The following is a 22,139-nucleotide window of genomic DNA, read 5'->3' as shown; positions in this document are numbered from 1 at the left end:
TCTGTTAACTCAAAAAATATTAATAAACAAGCGTTTGTATAGCGTGTGCAGGAATTTTGACTACTGTTTTTTCTGCTGCTATTATCAAATTATATGTAATTTCTTTATCTGTTTTGTTCATTACGATGGTTGCCATTGTACCATCAGTATTTAAAAATGATGTACTTAATAAACCGCTTCTGCTTACTGCAGAGCTGACTCTTTTTGCATTTAATCGAATGAATTTTGAAAAATGTCCTATGTAATAATAAGATGGCGTGTAAATTAATTCTCCTGTTGTTGTATCGGCATGGATTGGTGCAAAACAGAAATTTCCAACGTGATTAGGTCCTCCATTTTGATCTAAAAGAATATTCCAGTCTGTCCATCCAGCGGTTCCATTATTGAAATCGTTAATCATAGAAATCCCGTAACGTTCTCCGTTACCCCAAAGCTGATATTTTGCGGTATCAAATTTTTCAACACATCCTTCTGTAAACAATAGCTTTTTGTCCGGATATGCTTCATTTACTTTTGCAACGTTGTCAAACATTGAATCTCCTCCAGACCAGTTTTCGTACCAATGAAAACCCATTCCCCAAACATATTTTGCAGCTTCGGGATCAGAATAAATTACACTTGCCCTGTGATTCATTAAGTCACGATTGTGATCCCAGGCGATAATTTTTTTATCTCCAAGTTTTTCTCTTTTCAAAGTTGGACCTAAGAAATTTTTAATAAAATCTCTTTCAGCTTCGGCGGTGTAAATGCAAGATTCCCATGTTTGAACCGCCATTGGCTCATTTTGAGTTGATGTTCCCCAAATTGGAATCCCTTCTTTCTCATATTCTTTTATAAACCTGACATAGAAATTTGCCCAGGTTTGATAATATTCTGGCAATAATGTTCCTCCTTTTAATACGTTTCCGTTACTTTTCATGAAAGCATTTGGAGACCACGGTGCCGCATATGTCAATAATTTTCCTCCTGCAGTCTGGATTGCCTGTTTGATTAACGGAATACGAAATTGCCTGTCGTGATCAATAGAAAACGTTTTTAAATCTTTATCTCCTTCTGCGATATAAGAATAGCTTCCACTGCTAAAATCAGAACTTTGGATCGTGGTTCTTAGCAAAGAATAGCCAATTCCTTTTTGTTTATCGTAATAGGCATTTAAGAATTCTATTTGTTTTTCTTTTGAAAGTTTAGCAAAAATTTCTGCACTCGCATCAGTAATGGCACCTCCAATTCCCATAAAGGTTTGAAACTTTTTAGACGGTTCTACAAAAACAGAAATCTCCGTTTCAAGAGGCTGTTTTGATGCTGAAAAAGTCAAATTATCTGTTGATGTTAATCTCAGTTTTGAATTTTCGGCAGTTGTATAAACCGTTATCTTTTTCCCGTTGGTTGTAAATTCTTTCTTTGCTTTTGTCTGCTGCGCAAGAGCGGTGACTGTAAACAAAAAGCACAGAAATTTTAAAGTATTTTTTTTCATTCTTTTCTTTGATTTTTTAATTCTAAAAGAAGTTTTCAGAAACTCGTTCTCTGATTGCTTAGGATTTAAAAATAGCCCATACTCATAATGATTATGGGCTATTTACAACCAAACTTAAACTTAACTTAAACTTTTATTTTCCTCTTAATTCGACCTTAGTAATGGTAATACCATCTTTTGTAAATGTGTTGCCTCCTGATCTGATTAAAAGATATATTTTTCCGGTTTCAGAGAATTTAACAGTATTAGAAACTGTACCAGTTGCATCATTTTTAACACAGCCTACTGTAGATAATTTACCTGAAAATGCTGCTTTAGCACAACCGTCCCAAGTACTTAATCCCATTACTTTATTATCTTTATACTCAACTCCCGATTTAGGAACTGATTTACCGGCGTAAACTTCAAACCAGGTTTCATCAGAACCACTTGGAGAAGAAACTAACATATCAATTGTGTATTCTTTGTCTTTTACTACATCAATTGCCTGATAAATTCCTTCTTGTGCCCATCCTCCTGGTGAGTGAATAGTTGCACTTTTGTTAGCATAAGACCAAAAAGCTGCCCCAGTTGCACTTAAGTTTAAAACAGTCCATTTTGCCTGATCTGCAGGAGTTTCAAAAAATCCTCCCTGAACTAAATTCCCTTTAGCTGGATCTGTTGTTGCCACAACAATTTGAGCTGTTGCAGTTCCTGACGCTCCACCTGCTCCAATTGCTGTATGTGTAATTGTATAAGTTCCCGCATCAGGCAATGAAATTGTTTCAGTCATTTTACCTTGATAAGCACCGTCGCCGGTATTCCATTTTGATAAAATAACACCTTTTGGCTGTGCAGTTAAAAGATATGTATTTACAGCTCCTGCAACTGGTGTTACAGTAAATGAAGCATCAACACTTGCAGCTGTTAAACCGTTATTTGCAGGATCATCCTCACAGCTGGTAAGCGAACCTAATACTATTGCAAGCATTAGGTAAGCACCTCTTTTTAAAATTATATTTAGGCTCATTTTCTTATTGGTTTTTGGTTAGATAGTTATTTTAATTATTGATAGTTAGGGTTTTGTTTCAATTTAGTCCCTGTCAATTCTACATAAGGAATTGGGAAAATTTCATCAGTTCCAGCGTTAAAACCTCTATCTGCTAAAGCTGCTGCTGCATCGCCCCATCTTACTAAGTCAAAGAACCTGTGTCCTTCACCAGCAAGTTCCATTCTTCTTTCATTTTTAATAGCCGCTAATGTTACAGGAACTGAAGCAAGTCCAACTCTGGCTCTAACAGCATCTAATAATGCCTGAGCTCTTGTACCTGAACCTAATGCTTCTGCTTCTAATAAATAAGTATCTGCTAATCTGATAACATAAGAGTTTTGTTTGTAGTTCAGCTCAGCCGCTCCACCACCTGTACGAACATCTGATTTTCTTGGTAAAAATTTATTCAGGAAATAACCTGTGTCTTGGTAACCAGGAATATAATCAGCACTTCCCGCAGCTTTTAAAGCTTTTAGGTCGAAAATAGTTGCACCAAATCTTGGATCATTCTTCATTGCATCATACAATTTTTGTGTTGGTATACTAAAACTCCATCCTGAAGGAAGATCAGCAGCTGTAGAATTTGCAGGTCTGGAATAACCTCTAGGACCTACCATTACATTTAATGAGTTTCCTTCATCCCTTCCAGAACCCCAGAATCCCCAATCAGAATTTCCTGCACTAGTGTGAGACACTTCAAGAAGTGATTCTGAATTGAATTTATTAGCTACCACCCATAGATCACTGAAATTAGCCAGTAATTTGTTTCCATATTGATTTGGCTGACCAGGCGTACCGTTTACCTGAGCAAGAATAGCTGCAGCCTCTGCATTTTTTCCGTCATATAAATAAACTTTTCCAAGTAATGCCTGAGCAGCTCCTCTTGTTAAACGACCAGATCCTGTAGCTGCATCAACAGTAGTTGGTAAAGCCGGAATAGCCTCTAATAAGTCTTTTTCGATTTGAGCATAAACTGCTTCCGGAGCTGATTGCTCAACATTTAACATTGTTGATGTTGTAAGAGGTTCCAAAATCAATGGAATGTTCTTAAACATTCTTACTAAGTTGAAATAGTACAATGCTCTTAATGCTTTAGACTCTCCAGTGAATCTAACTTTTAATGCATCTGACATATTAACTCCAGACATTTTTGATAACAAAACGTTTGCTCTGTAAATACCTTGGTAATGATCATTCCAGAAACTTCCGGGAATAATTAATGAAGTTAATGAGTGAGTAGAGAAATTTTGAATTCCCTGACCATCTGAAGCTCCACCACCACCAGCGTAGAAATCATCTGAACCAGCATTTAGCATTGCTACAAGATTTTCAAAACCACCTGTATTTTTTCTTAATGGATCATAAACACCAACAAGAGCAGCTGTAGCCTGTTGTTCATCTTTATAGTAACTAGTTGATAAGAAAGATCCTTTTGGGTCAATGCTCACGAAATCTTCAGAACAAGATCCTCCTAAAGCAGCCAAAGCAATGACAGCGTATATGTATTTAAATTTATTTTTCATGATTCTTTAATTATTAAAATTGTACGTTCGCTCCAAGCATGAAAGTTCTTGCTTGTGGATAAACACCTCTGTCTACACCAAATACCTGACCTCCAATTTCCGGATCATATCCTGTGTATTTTGTGATAGTGAATAAATTTTCACCTGTTAGATAGAAGCGGATTCTGTCTGCTCCAATTTTAGAAGAAAGATCAACTGGAAGAGTATAACCTAACTGAACAATTTTCAAACGAACATAATCACCGCTCTCCAGGTAGAAATCAGACATTTTGCTGAAGTTACCATTTCCGTCATTATTAGCAAGTCTTGGGTAATCATTTGAAGTTCCTTCTCCTGTCCAGCGACCTAAAGCTTCTGTTTGGTAATTTGCATTTAGGATATCTAATCTGCGTAATCCCTGGAAAATTTTGCTTCCGGCAGCACCTTGAGCAAATGCCATAAAATCAAATCCTTTGTAATCTAAGTTTACTGTTAAACCGAAAGTATATTTAGGGATACTGTTTCCTAAGTATTGTTTGTCGTCATCAGAGATAGATCCATCTCCGTTGTTATCAACCCAGCGGAAATCTCCTGGTTTTGCATTTGGCTGGATTAAACCTCCTGCAGCATTTGTGTAAGCATTGATTTCAGCTTGATTCTGGAAAATTCCAGCTGTTTTGTATCCGTAGAATTCATTGTATGAATGACCAACCTGAGTTCTTGTAACAGGTCCCATAGATTGGAAAGAAGCATCTCCAATGATAAAGTTATTAGATGCACCAACGTAAGTAATTTCGTTTTTCAGGTAAGCAATGTTTCCGTTAACTCCTAAATTAAAATCACCAAGTCTTTTCTTGTAACCTAACTCAAACTCCACACCGCTGTTGTTCATATCCGCAACGTTAGCCCATGGCTGTTCAGCAACTCCAACATATCCAGGAATTACAACCGGTCTCAAGATTCCTGTTGTTTTCTTTTTGTAGTAATCTAATGTTATATTAAAATCGTTAAATAATCTTGCATCGATACCAATACTTGCCTGAGAAGTTTCTTCCCATTTCAAATCTGGATTATCAAGAGTTACGTTAGCATAACCTGTTGTGATAGCACCTGTATTTCCAAAAGAATAGTTATAACCTCCTGATACTAATGATATATATCTGAAATCAGCAACCTGGTCATTACCTACAACTCCATAACCTCCTCTAATTTTTAAAAGGTTTACTACGTTATTCTCTTTCCAGAAACCTTCTTTTGAAACTACCCATCCTAAAGAGAATGACGGGAAAACTCCAAATTTATGATTCTCTCCAAAACGAGTAGATCCATCACGACGAATAACTCCGGTTACAAGATATTTCTCCATATAATCGTAGTTTAAACGACCGAATAAAGATGTTACTTTATGTTGAACGAAATCATCTGTAGCGCTATTTCTGTCTGCTTGTGGAATATCAAACTTGAAAGATGCGTCACGATAGTCAGTAATAGGCAAACCAAACATTGTAGCTCCAACATAACCTCCGATGTTATCAACATAAGATCCTTGACCAGCTAAAACATTTACATTATGATCTCCAAATTTGTTAGAATAAGTAAGAACGTTTTCAATATTCCAATTGAATGATTTATTGTTATTTTGATAATAACTATTTTTAAGAACATTCACATTTGCGCTTAAGAAATATACCGGTGTAAAACCTTGATCTCCCCAGTAAGAAAGTTTGCCTCCCAGTGTAGATCTTACTTTTAAATGTGGAGTAATATTAGCTTCTAAATAAGCATTCCCAACGAAATCATCAGACCATCCATATCTTCCTAATCTTGTCTGGATATACCCTAATGGGTTTGTCATCTCCTGACCCACAACGCTTGAAATTCCATAAGGATTTCCGTTTGCATCACGAACTACAGGATTTGTAGAATAAGGTGCCGCATTTGCAACAGCAGGATCTGTAACTACTAATGGAGTTAATGGATCAAGGTTTATGGCTGAACTTAAAGGTCCGCCAAACTCACTGTTTGTATTTCCAATTCCAACCGTTTTTTGTCTTGTATAACCAAAAGTTTGTCCGAATGTAAAATACTTAGATATTTTATGAGTAGAGTTTAAACGGAAATTCTTTTTAGTATAATTAGAAATTTCTGTAGCAACAATACCTTCCTGGTCCTGAATACCAAATGATGCATAAAAAGTAGAGAATTCCCCACCGCCGCTAATACTTAATTCATGAGTGTATCTGAAAGCACTGTCATTAAAAATAGCATCCTGCCAGTTTGTTCCTTTTCCTAAAGCAGAAGGATTAGAGTATAAGATTGAACCTCCATCAGCAACTGATTTTTCATTCATAATAGTTGCATATTCGGCAGCATTCAATAAATCTAATTTTTTTGCTGGAGAAGATACCCCTGCAAAACCACTGTAGTTTACTGTAATTTTACCTGCTTTACCTTTTTTTGTAGTAACCAAGATTACCCCAGTTGCAGCACGAGTACCATAAATTGCCGCAGAAGCTGCATCTTTAAGCACCTCAATAGATTCGATATCTGACTGATTTAAGAAACCAATTCCTCCAGCATCAACAACGTTACCGTCAACAACCCAAAGTGGGTTATTTCCACCGTCGCCAAAAGTTGTAATACCACGTACACGGATTGTGGATCCCGCACCAGGCTGACCTGAACTTGAGGCAATTGTTACACCGGCAACACGACCTTGTAACGCCTGCTCAACTCTGCCGTTTGGTACTTTCTCTAAATCAGCAGCTTTTACACTTGAAATTGCACCTGTAACTACTGCTTTCTTTTGAGTACCGTAACCAACTACAACAACCTCATTTAATGATTGTGATTCTGGTTTTAATTGAATTGTAATTTTTGTTCTTCCGTTTACAGCCTCAGTAACTGTAGCATATCCTATAAAAGTAACTGTCAAAACTCCGTTTGAAGGCACCTGCAGCTGGAATTTCCCATCAAAATCTGATGCGGTCGACTTTGTTGTACCTTTTAAGACAACAGTTGCGCCCGGAATCGGCATTCCACTTTCATCGTTTATCATTCCATTTACCGTGACATCCTGAGCCGCAGCTATAACCGAGAATAATAAAGACGAAACACAAAAAATAAGTAATTTTGTTAATTTCATTTTTCTAAAAATTTTGGTTAATTAATTAGTAATTTGATGCAATAATAATGTTATTTTTTTACTATCAACATTTAAAATTCATTACAAAAACACATCAAACTAAAATTTTACACATTACAAAAACACATCATTTTTTTTATAAAAAACTGATTCACAAATATTTAAAAACAAAAAATAAGATGTTATGGAAATGTTAATTGAAAAAATAAACACTACAATTATATAAGATTGCTTATTTTTATGAACGAAATACTTTTCTACAACGTGATAGTAAAGAAAAATCCCTTGTAAATATCTATAAACAAACAACTTAGTCACTAAAAAACAAATTAAACCGAATAATTAATGAAATTAACGATATCCTATTTTTATATTACTTTTTTTACATTATTCACAATTACCGTTTTTGGACAGGTTAAAAACATCGGATTGCCGGATGTAAGAAATTACAAGCGTAATGAATATAAAGGTGGAACCCAAAACTGGAATATCGATCAGGATAAGAATGGAAATTTATATTTTGCCAACAATAATGGTCTTTTGCAGTTTGACGGTTCTTCCTGGAGAAAATATCCACTGCCAAATTTAACTTCTGTACGATGTTTAAAGATTGATAACTCAGGAAAGATATTTGTGGGAGGTTATAATGAATTTGGATATTTTCAGCCCAATAATAAAGGAAAACTTCAATACACATCACTTTCTAAAAAAGTTGATAAGAATAAAATCAAAATCATTGACTTTATATGGAAAATTCATTCCATAGATAATCAAACCGTTTTTCAGTCTTTTGCCAGGGCTTATATCTTTAAAAAAGGAAAACTAACCATATTAAAAGCCCCAAAACGTTTTCAGTTCTCATTTGTAGTAAACAATAAACTTTATTTTCAAGATGTTGAAAAAGGAATTTTAGAATATAAAAACGGTAAACTATATGCTCTTCCAAATACAACAAACCTAAATAATACTGAAATCTGGGCAATGTATTCTCTTGGCAAAAACAAAATCTTAATTATTACATTAGAAAAGGGATTGTTTATCTACGAGAATAACGCCTTAACCCAATGGAATACGGAAGCCAATAATTTTGTAAAAAGAAACAATTCGCTCGGAGGTGTTATCATAAACAATAGATTTATTGTTTTAAATTCGGTTTTGGATGGAATTGCTATCTGCGATTTTGAGGGTAAAATCATTCAACATATAAATCGAAAAAAAGGACTGCAAAACAACACGGTTTTAACTTCATTTATTGATAATAAAAACAATCTTTGGCTTGGGCTGGATAATGGTATCACTTACGTTAACGAAAGCTCCCCCTTTACTTATTTTGGATTTAGTTATGACATCAGCACCGTTTATGCTTCTGTTATTCATCAGGGAAATTTGTATGTTGCAACCAATCAGGGTGTTTTTTATCATGCCTGGAATAATAGCTTTAAGGAAGATGTTTTTAAGCTTGTTGAAGGAACAACTGCTCAATCATGGAATGTACAGGTTATAGACAATGAATTAATTTGTGCCAATAACAGAGGGGCACTAATAATTAAAGGAGGAAAAGTAACTAATGTTATAGATTCGAAAGGGTATTTCGGATTTAAGAAAATTCCAAATCATCCTGGTTTTTTTATTGGCTCAAATTATGACGGATTTGCTGTTTTTCAGAAAACTCCAAATGGGTTTGTATTTAAAAATCAAGTCGCGGGATTTGACAAATCATCAAATAGTTTTGAACTGGATCAATCTTATTTATGGCTTAAAAAAGACGAATCTATATATAAAATGTCTTTAAGCGATGATCTGACAAGGTTTTCAAGCATAAAAAAAATTGACCGCTTAACAACCCAGTTTAAGAATATAGGAAGTCTTCAAAAAATTGACGGCAAAGTATACTTTCAAACAAATAATCATTTTTATAAATATTCCTCAGAACAGGAAATATTCTACGAAGACAAAAAACTAACCGGTCTTTTTAAAAATATCCCGGTCATAAAAGCACTAAGCGAAGATTCACAGTCAAATTTATGGTACGCTTATGATGAATCTTTGGGTGTATTAATGAAACAGAATAATAGTTATAGAAATATCGTTGCACCATTTTCTAATTTAACCGGTAACCTGGTCAATAGTTATCTTTCAGTAAATACGATTGATTCTAAAAATATCTTCATAGGATTAACAGACGGTTTAGCTCATTATGACTCTGAACTTTTAAACAATTTTGTAACAAAACCAAAAGCTTTTATTCGCAGTTTTTCATTTCCGGGCGATACTATAATCCTAGGAAATAATCAAAACAAGAATGAAAACATACGAATTCCTTATTCATCAAATCATGTTCGTTTTACTTTTTCATCGCCAACTTATGAGAACCTTGAAAATGTTCAGTTTTCTTACCAATTGGAACCTTTTGATGAAAAATGGAGTAATTGGTCAACCATTTCAATTAAAGAGTATACAAACCTTCGCGAAGGCGATTATGTGATGAAAGTAAAAGTGCGAAATAGTTATGGGGTCCAGTCTGAACCATCAACAATTTCTTTTACTGTTTCTCCGCCTTGGTACAGGCACTTTCTGGCTTTTATGCTATATTTTGTTCTATTAATAATTGCCATTTATGTAATTTCTAATCGAATTAAAATGAAAATTAGAAAGAATAAATATTATGAAACTATCGAACAGCGAAGGCTTTATCTTGAAAAAGAATCAAGAATTAGACAGGAACAATATGATCTTGAAAAAGAAATCGAAAAACTGAAAAACGATAAACTGCAAATAAAGATTTTAGCAAAAGACAAAGAACTGGTTAACAATTCTTTGCAAGTAGTAAAAAAGAATAAAATCCTAAACGGAATTATTCATAAACTGAAAGAGATTGATGTCGAGGCGCTGGACGATTCAACTAAGTTCCAGGTCAGCAAATTAAACAAGAGTATTGTAAAAGAGGTAAATACAGATAAAAGCTGGAAAGATTTAGAAAAACATATCAAGAATGTTCATTTTGAGTTTTTAAAGCGCTTAAAAGAAAAATACCCAACAATTTCTCCCCGTGAGCTCGATTTATCGACTTATTTATTAATGAATATGTCTACCAAAGAAATTGCCGAAATTATGAATATTTCAACCGGCGGAGTAGAATTAGCCCGTTATCGTTTGAGAAAAAAACTCGGATTAAATAAAAAGGAAAACCTGATTGGTTTTTTAATGAGTATTTAAATAAAAGGCCTTCTGTTACAAGAAGGCCTTTCTGTTTAAGAAATATATTGTAAAGTTCTCTCGAGAGCCATTCCTCTCGATCCTTTTATCAGAATAGTATTGTCCTTAAATTGAATAGTTTTTAGATAATCTGCAAAAGCATCAAAAGTTTCGAAAAACTTAATAGTATCATTCAAAATTTTATCTTCATAGAATGCTTTTCCAATCAAATAACAAAATGATTCTTTTTGATTTAATACAGAATCTACAATCAGTTTATGTTCCTGCGGGCTCTCATCGCCTAACTCAAACATATCACCCAGAATCATAATTTTATTATTATTATCTAACTGAAGAAAATTCGCAATTGCAACTGCCATACTGCTTGGGTTTGCATTGTAGGCATCCAAAATAATTTGATTAGAGCCTTTATTCAGCAATTGAGATCTGTTATTTTCCGGAATATAATTTTCAATGGCATGTTTTATCGCAGCATCATCTACTTTAAAGTATTTTCCAATTGCGGCAGCGGCATTAATGTTATTAGCATTGTAAAGTCCAATTAAATGCGATTCAACCGTAAAGTCATTATAGTCAATAACCACAAAAGGATTTGCCTTTATATCTTTAATTTTTAGATCAGCGTTTTCTTTATTTATTCCAAAAGTGAAGGATTTTATGCTATTTGATTTTTCAATTTGAATAGCATCTTCAAGATTAACAAAAGCAAATTTATTGTTTTTTGATAAGTACTGATACATTTCGCTTTTTCCTTCAATAACCCCCTGAACGCCGCCAAAACCTTCTAAATGCGCTTTTCCAAAATTGGTAATATAACCAAAATCAGGCTGGGCGATTTCACACAAAAATTCGATTTCTTTTTTGTGATTTGCCCCCATTTCTACAATTCCTATCTCTGTTTCTTTTGTAAAAGAAAGCAATGTTAAAGGAACTCCAATATGATTATTTAAATTCCCAATAGTAGCTTTAGTTTTAAATTTTTGAGATAAAACAGCATTTATCAATTCTTTTGTCGTAGTTTTTCCATTACTTCCTGTAAGCGCAATAATAGGCAGTTTTAAATAGGCACGATGAAACTTTGCAAGTTCCTGAAGCGTTTCTAAGCTGTTGTTTACCAAGATCGTTCTCTCATCAATAAAATAAGATTCGTTATCAATAACAACATATAAAGCACCTAAATCAAGCGCTTCTTTAGCAAAAGTATTTGCATCAAAATTTTCGCCTTTTATAGCAAAAAACATAGACTCTTTTTCAATTTTTCTAGTATCAATTGAAAGTGATCTGCATTTTAAAAATAAGTTATGAATTTCCTGAATATTCATTTATAACACTTTAAAATTATAAAAATAAAAAAATTCCAAATTCCAAAATCTGAATATTCAGTATGGAATTTGGAATTTTTTTATTGAGTTTTTTTAACTTTTAGTTTCTTGGTGATTTTCTTCTTTCAGTTTTAGCACCAACTCTAGACATTGCACATCTAAATCCAATATAATCAGTTGCCATATCCTGAGGGAAATATCTTCTTTGAGCCGGATCTAACCAATAAGCTCTATCTCTCCAAGATCCTCCTTTGTAAACTCTTACCTTATCATCGATTAAAGTAGTACGTTTACTAGAGTTATCATATTTTCTAATCATTTTACCTAAACTGTCAACTGTAACGTTATGTTTAGGAGAGTTGTACATTGCCTGATCAGCTTTAGGTCCAGACTCAGAATCTCCAAAGTCAAAGAATCTTGAAGATTGTTTATCTCCGTCTCTATAGTTGATGTTATCGCTTGTACTGAAATTTTGTCTTAAGTAAGTTTCCTGCTCATCAACCGGAACCTGAGCAATTTCTCCAGGAAGGTTTCTTGCAATTACTTTACCATTACTTAAAGTATCGTATTTAATTGAAGTAGTCGAAACGATTTCAATTTTACCATCTTTACCAATTTTGTTTTTAGCGTATTGATTTCCTCTGTAGTAGTTAAAATCATTTGCTTCATTATCAATAATAGGTCTGTAAACATCGGCAACCCATTCTGCTACGTTTCCTGCCATATCGTATAATCCAAAGTCATTTGCACTATAGCTTTTTACAGCATTTGTAATATCTGCACCATCATCAGACCAACCAGCAATTCCACCGTAATCACCGTTTCCTTGTTTAAAGTTAGCCAATTGATCCCCTTTGTTTTTACGTTTTGCTGAACGTGTATAATCTCCAGACCAAGGATATTTCTTTTGTCCTTTATAAATATTATATTCTCTTTGTCCAACATCAGCAGCAGCAGCATATTCCCATTCTGCCTCAGTAGGAAGTCTGTATTCTGGTAAAATTACACCAGAAGAACGTTGTGCATAAACATTATGCTCTTCAGGAACAGTACCATCTTTTCCTGCTTTTGGTCTTTTTCCAGCTGGGTTTTTCTTTAAAACCAACTCTTCGTTTCCACCATAAGTAGTAGTTGGAGAAGCTAAGTAAGTTTCTGTATTAAATAAGCTTTCAGCACTAACATCTTGTGTTTTAGCTCCTTTTTTAAGATACCCGTTTTTTTCTAAAACAGCTTCGTTTACACGGTCTGTTCTCCATTTACTAAATTCAACAGCCTGAATCCAGTTAACACCAACTACAGGATAGTTAGCATAAGAAGGATGTCTTAAATAGTTATTAGTCATCGTTTCGTTGTATCCTAAACGATTTCTCCAAACTAAAGTATCTGGCGATGCCCCTTCGTAAATATTTTTGTAATTTTCTTCTGTTGGAGGAAAAACTTTCTTCAACCACTCAAGGTATTCTAAGTACATACCATTCGTAACTTCAGTTTCATCCATGTAGAATGATTGAACGTGTTGTTGAGTTGGTGTGTTATTCCAATCGTGCATAACATCATCCTGTACTTTACCCATAGTAAACGTACCTCCTTCAACAAAAACTAAACCAGGACCAGCCTGTTGTTTTTTCCCAGCATTTCTAGCAGCTGTTCCATTCTGACTATCTACATCCCAGCCAGTTGCTCTAGAAGCGTGACTCGAACTCGATTTTTTGCTACAACTAGCCGTGCCCAACATCAATACCATTGACATCATTAATTGCAAGACTACAATTTTGTTTACTTTCATACTCATTCTTAGGTGATAAATTTAGGTGCTGCAATATAATAATTAACATTTAATTAGCAACATCTGTTCTAATAATTTTATTTAGCTGTTTTTTACCAGAAAATAACCTATAGTTACGAACGCAAAAATATACTTTTTATTATTACTATAACATTAAATACTATATTTTTACTTACTAATTTTATTTTAATTAAATTTCGGTTTTTAAGCTAATGAAACAAGCCATAATCTTATACATTTTTCTACTTCCAATCTTATCATTTTCCCAGATAAATGGGAGCTTAACACTCGATTGGCAGAGTAAAAAAGAGATGAATTACGGCGACAGCAAAATCATTATTCCCTACTTTTCCGGAAGCGCTTTTCGCTTCGACTTTACAAAAAAAAGCATAACACTGCTGCTTAATCTGCATCAGTCAACCGTCGCAGACAATAGTTCTGTAGAAATTACAAATATAAATTTCGAATTGGTTTCGAGAACTGATTTAGGAGATTTAGCCATAGAAAATATTCCAAATAAGACAACTGAAACGATAAAAATCACTAATTCAAGAGATACAAAACAAGCTTTTCTGTCTCTTTATCCTATTATAAAAGACGGAAACAGCTTTAAAAGAATAAGGTCTTTTTCTTACAAAATTAGTAATGTTTCAGCAAAAAGCAGCAATTCTTCAGCATTTCAAAAAGCTGCGATTATTTCAAATTCTGTTTTAGCTTCTGGAGACTGGTATCGATTTTATGTAGAAAAATCCGGAGTTTATAAAATCACACGAACATTTCTGCAAAGCCTGGGTTTTGATCCAAGTACAACTGACCCCAGAAGAATTAAAATTTATGGAAATGGAGGAAGAATGGTCCCTTTGACTAACAGCTCTTATTATCCGGAGGATTTAACCGAAAATGCCATTCAAATTATTGGTGAAGACGACGGTACTTTTAATAACGAAGATTATATTCTATTTTATGCAGAAGGTGTAGAAAACTGGAACGATGAAAGCCAGACTAATTTAAACCTATATAGTAATAGGTCTTATTATTATGTTACTGCATCGGGAAATGATGGAAAAAGAATTGCGAACCTGACTCAGCCAACACCCAACAGCACTTTAGAACTAAACACGTTTGATGACTATCAATATCATGAAATCGATCAGACCAATATTGTTCATCTGGGGCGTCAATGGCTGGGAGAATCATTTGACATTAATCAGGAACAGGAATTTAGTTTTAATTTTCCAAATCTTGACACCACCATACCTGTAAAAATTGAATTAAACGCAGCTTCGGCCGCTTTTACACCAACTTCATTTATTGTTACTGCAAACGGACAAAATATCGCAACATTAAATTTTGCAAGTTTAACAGCAAGTTCAGAAATTAAATATCTGACCAACAAACTTCCCGCAAACACTACATTTACAGGTGCCGAAAGTGTAAAAATAAGACTTACCTATAATAATAATGGTGTGCCCGGCTCAAAAGGATATTTAGATTATATTAATCTAATTGCAAAAAGAAGACTTTTAGGAATAGGCAAACAATTTAAATTTCAATACAATTTAGCCGGTTCAACAGCAGGAATTGTAAATTATACTATTGGGAATGCATCGGGAATTTCTCAAATTTGGGATATTACAGACCTATATAATGTATCAAAAGTTGAAAATGCAAATCAAGCCTCTTTTAGCTTTAAAGCTAATCTGGGTGAAATTAGAAACTACATCGCTATTGATCCTGCCGATTATTATACTCCATTAAAAGAAGGCCAGTCAAAAATCGCAAATCAAAATTTAAAAGGAACACTCTTAAAAAACAATCAAAACAGTTTTCAGGATATTGATTACGCCATTATAACTCCAAAATCTTTAGCCTCACAAGCCGAGAGACTGGCTAATTTTCATCGAAACAATTCAAATTTAATTGTAAAAGTAATTTCATTAGAAGATATCTATCAGGAGTTTTCATCAGGCAAACAAGATATTGCTGCAATTAGAAATTGTGTACGATATATTTACAACAATGCTTCTTCTTCAGATAAAAGAATAAAATATGTAAACTTATTTGGTGATGCATCTTATGATTATAAAGATCGTATTTCGAACAACACTAACGTTGTACCTATATATCAATCTGTGGTAAGTAATTCTACAGGTGAAGCCGCATTTGCTTCTGACGATTTTTACGGACTTATGGATTCTAATGAAGGAATTGTTGCATATCCTTTTGGCGGAATTGACATTGCTGTTGGCCGAATGTTAGTGTCAGACAATGCGCAGGCTCAGGAAATGGTTAATAAAGTTCTGGAATATCACGACACAAAATCATACGGAAACTGGAGAAATAATTTTGTTTTAATCAGTGATGATTCTGACCAAAGCTCTGATGCTTCATTACAATCCCGTCAAAATAGTTTAGCCGATGTAATAGCTGTTGAAAAACCATTTTTAAACATCGACAAGGTACTTCTAGATTCTTATACACAAGAAGCTTCTGCCGGCGGATCAAGATATCCAAAGGCGAGAACTGATATTTTTAATGCTTTTGAAAAAGGCGCTTTGGTTTTTAATTATTTAGGCCACGGAGGTGAAGATGGATTAGCAGGTGAAAGAATCTGGGAAAAATCAGACGGGCAAAACCTGAACAACCAATATAAGTATCCATTATTTATAACAATTACCTGCGAATTTTCAAGATTTGATGACCCTACCCGGCCAACTGCCGGCGAATATACTTTTTGGAACCCAAAGGGCGGTGCAATTTCAATGCTGACAACAATTAGAACTATTGGGCAATTTAATGCCGAAAATTTCAATGACAGCTTAAGCAAAAACCTGCTTTCATACGGCTCAAATCAATATAACAGTATTGCAGAATCACTTCGAATTTCAAAAAATGAAAACCCAAGTTCTTCGAGTAATGTTGTTGTATATATAGGAGATCCGGCTTTGATGTTAGCCATTCCGAAACCGCGAATTAATTTAACGAAAGTAAACGATATTGTGATTTCGCAGCCTATTCCTGACTTCAAATCCTTATCAAAAATTAAAATTTCGGGTGAAATTACAGACGAAAACAATGTTCTTTTAAGCAATTATAATGGGGAACTTGCTACGGCTATTTTCGACAAAATGATTACCTCTACGACTTTAAATAATGATGGATATAGTCCTGCAATGTCATTTAAAACCCTTGGAGAAACTATATTTAGAGGAAATGCCTCTGTAACCAACGGCCAGTTTGAGTTTAGCTTTGTTGTACCTAGGGATATCCGTATTCCTGTTGATAACGGCCGAATTAGTTTTTATTCCAAAAGAAATCAAATACTTGAGAATCAATCAGGCTACAATAATGTGATAAAAATTGGGGGAATAAATGAAAATGCACCCCAGGACAATATAAGTCCAAAAGTTAAGTTATATATGAACGATGAAACTTTTGTATCTGGCGGAATTACAAATGCATCGCCTTTTCTGTTAGCGTTTTTAGAAGATGAAAATGGTATAAATACAGCCAGCGGAATTGGTCATGACATCATAGCAGTTCTGGATGGAGACGTAAGTAACCCGTATATTTTGAACGATTATTATCAAACAAAATTAGATGATTATACGAATGGAAATTTACGTTTTCCGTTACGAAATTTATCTGCCGGATTGCATACAATTAGTTTTACGGCATGGGATGTTTATAACAATCCCGTAACAAGCGAAATACAATTTGTCGTGGTTGGTGATGAAGAATTAAAATTGACACACGTGCTCAATTATCCTAATCCTTTTTCAACATACACACAATTTTGGTTTTCACACAATAGACCATATGAACCTTTAGATGTTCAGGTTCAGGTTATGACAATTACAGGCAAAGTGGTTTGGACAAAAAACCAGATCATTACAACCGAAGGCTTTTTATCAAGGGAAATAACATGGGATGGAAAAGACGATTTTGGCGACCGAATTGGAAAAGGAGTTTACATTTACAAACTGACTGTAAAATCGAACTTAACAAACAAAAAAGCAGAAAAATACGAAAAACTTGTCATTCTATAATATTATATATATTTGTAACATAAATACCATTAGTCCCAAAAATGAGAAAAATATCACTTTTATTAATTTGTTTATTAGTAATTTCTTTCGCCAAAGCCCAAAACATTGAACCCATTACAACCGGTGTTCCCTTTTTATTAGTCGCAGCCGATGCAAGAGCAGCCGGTTTAGCAGATCAGGGAGTTGCCACTTCTTCAGATGCTTTTTCCCAACAATGGAATCCTGCAAAATATGCTTTCGCAGAAGATGCACAGGGGCTTTCAATAAGTTATACTCCGTATTTAACTGATCTTGCCAACGATATTTCGCTTGGACAATTGACGTATTACAACAAAATCAATGAAAAAAGTGCCTTTGGAGCAAGTTTTCGTTATTTTGGTTTTGGAGGAATTGAACTAAGAGAAACCGGAGACCCAAACGAAGCAACAAGAGAAGTAAGTCCTAATGAATTTGCATTAGACGGTTCCTACTCTCTTAAATTAAGTGAAACCTTCTCGATGGCAGTTGCCGGTAGATTTATCAGTTCAAATTTAAAAATTCCTTCTGGCGAAGTTGATGCTTCGGCTGCAAGTTCATTTGCTGTAGATGTTGCCGGTTTTTATCAATCAGAAGAAATTGCATACAGCGATTTCAACGGAAGATGGAGAGCAGGTTTCAATATTCAAAATTTAGGTCCAAAAATCAGCTACGATAATGATGATTTAAGCTCAAACTTTTTACCAGCCAATTTAAGATTAGGAGGAGGTTTTGATTTTATTTTAGATGATTATAATAAAGTTAGTGTTAGTGCTGAATTTACTAAACTATTAGTTCCAACTCCACCGGGACCAGGAACCCCTTACGATGCAGACGGAGACGGTGATTTTACAGATCCGGGTGACATTTCGCAGGCTGAAGCAAACGCAATCAGCTATAACAAATACAAAGACACCGGCTGGGTAGAAGGAATTTTCAAATCATTTGGAGATGCTCCGGGAGGTTTTAGTGAAGAAATTAAAGAAATAACGTATAGCGCAGCAGCAGAATATATGTATCAGGATTCCTTTGCAATGAGAGTAGGATATTTTCATGAAAGCCCTGAAAAAGGTGCCAGACAATTTTTCTCTCTCGGAGCAGGATTTAAATACAGTATGATAAAAGTTGATGTTTCATACTTATTCTCTGCATCAAAAGTTAAAAATCCTTTAGAAAATACACTTCGTTTCTCTTTAACTTTTAACTTTGGCGACAAATACGAAGTTTATTAAACAAATAATATAAAAAACAATTACAATCCAAATTTCTAAATTTTTAGGAATTTGGATTTTTTTTCCCATAAAAAACAATGAAAGAAATTAGCATTACATCGTCATTTACTATTTACGATAACATCAATGAGCTTTCGCAGGACATACAAGATTTAATGAATCAGGCTATCGAAATTCGTAAAAAAGCTTATGCCCCTTATTCACAATTTAGAGTTGGAGCTGCCCTGCTTCTCGATAATGGAAAAATAATTTTAGGATCTAATCAGGAAAACGCCGCATATCCGTCAGGATTATGCGCAGAAAGAACGGCTATTTTTTATGCAGGAAGCGCTTATCCCGAAGCCAAAATTTTAAAAATGGCAATTACAGCCGCTTCAGATACAAATCAAACCCAGGCTCCAATTCCACCATGCGGTTCTTGCCGTCAGTCGATTGCAGAATATGAAATCAGGCAGGACACCCCTATAGAAATTTATTTTATGGGCGAAATTGGTGAAGTTTACAAATCTGCATCCCTAAAAAATCTGCTCCCTTTTATGTTTGATAAAAAGTTCTTGTAAAAAAAAGCCAAAAAAGACCTTTTAAATTTTAGTTCTTAAATGGAATGTCTTATTTTTGCATCCCGACCTTTCGGGCGCAAATTTGTGGGAGGAAACTATTTTGCGTTACAGGCAACAATTGATAACACAAACAACTTTAGCAAAAGAAAGAATTCAGATGAAAGAAGTTACAAAAGAGGTATATTTAAAGTGGTACGAAGACATGCTGCTTTGGAGAAAGTTTGAAGACAAACTTGCAGCATTATACATTCAACAAAAAGTTAGAGGTTTTTTACACCTATATAATGGTCAGGAAGCTGTATTAGCAGGCGCTCTGCACGCTATGGACCTGACTAAAGACAAAATGATTACTGCATACAGAAATCACGTTCAGCCAATTGGTATGGGAGTTGATCCTAGAAACGTAATGGCAGAACTTTTAGGAAAAGTAACAGGAACTTCTAAAGGCATGGGAGGTTCAATGCACATCTTTTCTAAAGAACACCGTTTTTACGGAGGCCACGGAATCGTAGGTGGTCAAATTCCTGTTGGTGCAGGATTGGCTTTTGCTGATAAATATTTCAACACCGGCGGAGTTACAATGACATATTTTGGTGACGGAGCTGCGAGACAAGGTTCTTTACACGAAGCTTTTAACATGGCTATGTTATGGAAATTACCAGTCGTATTTATCGTTGAAAACAACGGTTATGCAATGGGAACTTCTGTAGAAAGAACTGCAAACCACACTGATATCTGGAAATTAGGTTTAGGTTATGAAATGCCTTGCGGACCTGTTGACGGAATGAACCCAGTAAAAGTTGCAGAAGCAATGCACGAAGCTATCGAAAGAGCGCGTCGTGGAGACGGGCCAACTTTCCTTGAAATGAAAACCTACCGTTACAGAGGACACTCAATGTCTGATGCTCAATTATACCGTTCTAAAGAAGAGGTTGAAGAGTACAAAAAAATTGACCCAATCACTCAGGTTCTTGATGTAATTTTGGATCAAAAATATGCTACAGAAGAAGAAATTGAAGTAATTGACCAAAGAGTTAAAGACTTAGTTGAAGAATGTGCGAAATTCGCTGAAGAATCTCCATATCCAGACTTACAACAATTATACGATGTAGTATACGCACAAGAAGACTATCCATTTACACCTCATAAACTATAACATCATGGCGATTAAAGTAACAATGCCTCGTTTGAGCGATACTATGACGGAAGGAACGGTAGCGACTTGGTTAAAAAAAGTAGGCGACAAAATTAGCGAAGGAGATATCTTAGCTGAAATTGAAACAGACAAAGCAACAATGGAGTTCGAATCTTTTAACGAAGGAACTCTTTTACATATTGGAATTCAGGCTGGAGAAACTGCTCCGGTTGATTCATTATTAGCAATCATTGGTAAAGAAGGAGAAGATATTTCTGCTCTTTTAGCTGGTGGTGATGCTCCTGCTGCTGCTGAAGCTCCAAAAACGGACGCTCCTGCTGCAGAAGCAAAAACAGAAACTGCTGCTCCTGCAAAAGCTGCAGCTGAATTGCCAAAAGGTGTTGTAGTAGTAACTATGCCGCGTTTGAGCGACACTATGACTGAAGGTACAGTAGCAACTTGGTTGAAAAAAGTGGGTGATGCTGTAGCTGAAGGTGATATTTTAGCAGAAATTGAAACAGACAAAGCTACTATGGAGTTTGAGTCTTTCAATGCTGGAACATTATTATACATCGGAATTCAAGAAGGAAACACTGCCCCTGTTGACAGCTTATTAGCTATTATTGGACCAGCTGGAACTGATATTTCTGGAATTGCTGACAACTATACTGCCGGAGGCGCTGCAAGTGCTCCTGCCGCAGAAGAAACAAAAGCTGCTCCTGCTGCCGAAAAAGCACCAGAAACTGCTGTAGCTGACAACTCTAACGGAGGAAGAATTTTAGCTTCTCCTTTAGCTAAGAAAATCGCTTCTGACAAAGGAATCCAATTGAACCAAGTTAAAGGTTCTGGAGAAAACGGACGTATCGTAAAAAGCGATATCGAGAACTTTACTCCATCTGCACAAGCACAAGCTACTGCTTCAGCCCCAGCTGCTAAAGAAGAAGCTTCTGCTCCTGCTGCTGCAAAAATATTTGTTCCTGCCGGAGAAGTTTACACAGAAGAGATCAAAAACTCTCAAATGCGTAAAATCATCGCAAAACGTCTTGCTGAATCATTATTTACTGCTCCTCACTACAACTTAGTGATCGAAGTAAGCATGGACGAAGCGATGGGCGCAAGAGCAACAATCAATACTGTTCCGGATACAAAAGTATCTTTCAACGATATGGTAATTAAAGCTTGTGCTTTAGCATTGAAAAAACACCCAAAAATCAATTCTCAGTGGAAAGAAGATGCAATCATCATCAACCACCACGTAAATATTGGTGTAGCTGTAGCAGTTGAAGACGGATTAGTAGTTCCTGTATTGAAATTTACAGACGCCATGAGTTTATCTCAAATTGGTTCCGCTGTAAGAGATCTTGCGGGAAGAGCTAAAAACAAAAAACTTGGGCCACAAGAAATGGAAGGAAGTACTTTTACAGTATCTAACCTTGGAATGTTTGGTATTACTGAATTCAATTCAATTATCAACCAGCCAAACTCTGCAATCCTTTCTGTAGGTGCAATTGTTGAGAAACCAGTAGTTAAAAACGGTCAAATCGTAGTTGGAAACACAATGATGTTATCATTAGCTTGTGACCACAGAACAATTGACGGTGCAACTGGAGCTCAGTTCTTACAAACATTAAAACAATACATCGAAAGCCCAGTTACAATGTTGGCGTAATTTC

The 22,139-nt window shown here is 35.1% G+C and carries 12 protein-coding genes; 6 read left to right on the top strand and 6 right to left on the bottom strand.

Annotated features, from left to right (window positions below):
* Nucleotides 1-19: 19 nt before the first annotated feature.
* From AABD74_RS07590 to AABD74_RS07575, 4 genes are all read right to left on the bottom strand, one after another.
* Entirely contained in the window at nucleotides 20-1,474 is a 1,455-nt protein-coding gene (locus AABD74_RS07590) for a glycoside hydrolase family 30 protein (RefSeq protein WP_406845136.1), read from the bottom strand.
* A gap of 133 nt (nucleotides 1,475-1,607) precedes the next feature.
* The gene (locus AABD74_RS07585; RefSeq protein ID WP_232676179.1) at nucleotides 1,608-2,483 is read right to left on the bottom strand and encodes a PKD domain-containing protein; all 876 of its coding nucleotides are present in this window, start codon (nucleotides 2,481-2,483) and stop codon (nucleotides 1,608-1,610) included.
* Between the two features lie 35 nt (nucleotides 2,484-2,518).
* Entirely contained in the window at nucleotides 2,519-4,027 is a 1,509-nt protein-coding gene (locus AABD74_RS07580; RefSeq protein WP_406845135.1) for a RagB/SusD family nutrient uptake outer membrane protein, read from the bottom strand.
* Between the two features lie 13 nt (nucleotides 4,028-4,040).
* Entirely contained in the window at nucleotides 4,041-7,151 is a 3,111-nt protein-coding gene (locus AABD74_RS07575; RefSeq protein WP_406845134.1) for a SusC/RagA family TonB-linked outer membrane protein, read from the bottom strand.
* A 345-nt stretch (nucleotides 7,152-7,496) separates the two neighbouring features.
* Between AABD74_RS07575 and AABD74_RS07570 the strand changes: the two genes are divergently transcribed.
* Nucleotides 7,497-10,367: a triple tyrosine motif-containing protein gene (locus AABD74_RS07570; protein ID WP_406845133.1), complete on the top strand. Its 2,871-nt coding sequence runs from the start codon at nucleotides 7,497-7,499 to the stop codon at nucleotides 10,365-10,367.
* Between the two features lie 35 nt (nucleotides 10,368-10,402).
* On the opposite strand, the gene murF is transcribed toward AABD74_RS07570, so the two are convergent.
* Nucleotides 10,403-11,689 (bottom strand): UDP-N-acetylmuramoyl-tripeptide--D-alanyl-D-alanine ligase, encoded by a 1,287-nt coding sequence (murF, locus tag AABD74_RS07565; RefSeq protein WP_406845132.1) that lies wholly within the window; start codon nucleotides 11,687-11,689, stop codon nucleotides 10,403-10,405.
* Between the two features lie 100 nt (nucleotides 11,690-11,789).
* Nucleotides 11,790-13,475 carry a gliding motility lipoprotein GldJ gene (gene gldJ / locus AABD74_RS07560; protein ID WP_232677810.1) on the bottom strand — a complete coding sequence of 562 codons (1,686 nt, stop codon included), beginning with the start codon at nucleotides 13,473-13,475 and terminating at the stop codon, nucleotides 11,790-11,792.
* Nucleotides 13,476-13,687: 212 nt separating this feature from the next.
* Between gldJ and porU the strand changes: the two genes are divergently transcribed.
* From porU to AABD74_RS07535, 5 genes are all read left to right on the top strand, one after another.
* Nucleotides 13,688-17,524: a type IX secretion system sortase PorU gene (gene porU, locus AABD74_RS07555; protein ID WP_406845131.1), complete on the top strand. Its 3,837-nt coding sequence runs from the start codon at nucleotides 13,688-13,690 to the stop codon at nucleotides 17,522-17,524.
* Between the two features lie 41 nt (nucleotides 17,525-17,565).
* Nucleotides 17,566-18,771 (top strand): type IX secretion system outer membrane channel protein PorV, encoded by a 1,206-nt coding sequence (gene porV, locus AABD74_RS07550; protein ID WP_232676206.1) that lies wholly within the window; start codon nucleotides 17,566-17,568, stop codon nucleotides 18,769-18,771.
* A 77-nt stretch (nucleotides 18,772-18,848) separates the two neighbouring features.
* A complete protein-coding gene (gene cdd, locus AABD74_RS07545; RefSeq protein ID WP_406845130.1) occupies nucleotides 18,849-19,331 on the top strand; it encodes a cytidine deaminase in 483 nt (160 codons plus the stop codon).
* A gap of 157 nt (nucleotides 19,332-19,488) precedes the next feature.
* Nucleotides 19,489-20,487: a pyruvate dehydrogenase (acetyl-transferring) E1 component subunit alpha gene (gene pdhA, locus AABD74_RS07540; protein WP_232677811.1), complete on the top strand. Its 999-nt coding sequence runs from the start codon at nucleotides 19,489-19,491 to the stop codon at nucleotides 20,485-20,487.
* A 4-nt stretch (nucleotides 20,488-20,491) separates the two neighbouring features.
* Nucleotides 20,492-22,135, top strand: a complete 1,644-nt coding sequence (locus tag AABD74_RS07535) for a 2-oxo acid dehydrogenase subunit E2 (RefSeq protein WP_406845129.1) — start codon at nucleotides 20,492-20,494, stop codon at nucleotides 22,133-22,135.
* Nucleotides 22,136-22,139 lie beyond the last annotated feature (4 nt).

The organism is Flavobacterium soyae (assembly GCF_045348165.1).
Lineage (GTDB): Bacteria > Bacteroidota > Bacteroidia > Flavobacteriales > Flavobacteriaceae > Flavobacterium > Flavobacterium soyae.
Note: the sequence above shows the minus strand (reverse complement) of the source record. Positions and strands in the feature narration are given on the sequence as shown.

Bases quoted from the DNA above. Each gene is read 5' to 3' on its own strand.
- AABD74_RS07590 (WP_406845136.1), bottom strand. From the start codon at position 1,474: ATGAAAAAAAATACTTTAAAATTTCTGTGCTTTTTGTTTACAGTCACC.
- AABD74_RS07585 (WP_232676179.1), bottom strand. From the start codon at position 2,483: ATGAGCCTAAATATAATTTTAAAAAGAGGTGCTTACCTAATGCTTGCA.
- AABD74_RS07580 (WP_406845135.1), bottom strand. From the start codon at position 4,027: ATGAAAAATAAATTTAAATACATATACGCTGTCATTGCTTTGGCTGCT.
- AABD74_RS07575 (WP_406845134.1), bottom strand. From the start codon at position 7,151: ATGAAATTAACAAAATTACTTATTTTTTGTGTTTCGTCTTTATTATTC.
- AABD74_RS07570 (WP_406845133.1), top strand. From the start codon at position 7,497: ATGAAATTAACGATATCCTATTTTTATATTACTTTTTTTACATTATTC.
- murF (WP_406845132.1), bottom strand. From the start codon at position 11,689: ATGAATATTCAGGAAATTCATAACTTATTTTTAAAATGCAGATCACTT.
- gldJ (WP_232677810.1), bottom strand. From the start codon at position 13,475: ATGAAAGTAAACAAAATTGTAGTCTTGCAATTAATGATGTCAATGGTA.
- porU (WP_406845131.1), top strand. From the start codon at position 13,688: ATGAAACAAGCCATAATCTTATACATTTTTCTACTTCCAATCTTATCA.
- porV (WP_232676206.1), top strand. From the start codon at position 17,566: ATGAGAAAAATATCACTTTTATTAATTTGTTTATTAGTAATTTCTTTC.
- cdd (WP_406845130.1), top strand. From the start codon at position 18,849: ATGAAAGAAATTAGCATTACATCGTCATTTACTATTTACGATAACATC.
- pdhA (WP_232677811.1), top strand. From the start codon at position 19,489: ATGAAAGAAGTTACAAAAGAGGTATATTTAAAGTGGTACGAAGACATG.
- AABD74_RS07535 (WP_406845129.1), top strand. From the start codon at position 20,492: ATGGCGATTAAAGTAACAATGCCTCGTTTGAGCGATACTATGACGGAA.